Annotated in this window: 1 protein-coding gene; it reads right to left on the bottom strand. The window is 48.6% G+C overall.

The window, feature by feature from the left end; genetic code table 11:
- On the bottom strand, nucleotides 1–368 hold a 368-nt coding region (locus KSHG_RS18445; RefSeq protein ID WP_010299950.1), incomplete at both ends, for an Ig-like domain-containing protein.

Below are 368 nucleotides of genomic sequence, written 5' to 3'. Positions count from 1 at the left end.
TCAACGCCGTCACCTTCACCTGCAGAGTTTTCAGCTTTTACAGTTAAATCAGCTTCTGGTCCGACCGATCCTGGTACTTCTACTGTGAAGTTACCATCTGCGTCTGCTGTACCTGTGCCGACTTCATTACCATCTTTATCGTACACATTGACGGTTGCGCCTGGTTCAGTTTTACCAACTACTTCGTAGCCGTCTGTTGAGTTACCCGTCGTTGTTACGTCTGTTGGTGCTGCTGGTGCTACTACTGGATCTGCTGGTGTTTTCGTATCAACGCCGTCGCCTTCACCCGCAGAGTTTTCAGCTTTTACAGTTAAATCAGCTTCTGGTCCGACCGATCCTGGTACTTCTACTGTGAAGTTACCATCTGC

It is taken from the genome of Kurthia senegalensis (assembly GCF_000285595.1).
Classification (GTDB): Bacteria; Bacillota; Bacilli; order Bacillales_A; family Planococcaceae; genus Kurthia; species Kurthia senegalensis.
The sequence above is the reverse complement of the archived record's forward strand: the minus strand, read 5'-3'. Positions and strand labels throughout refer to the sequence as shown.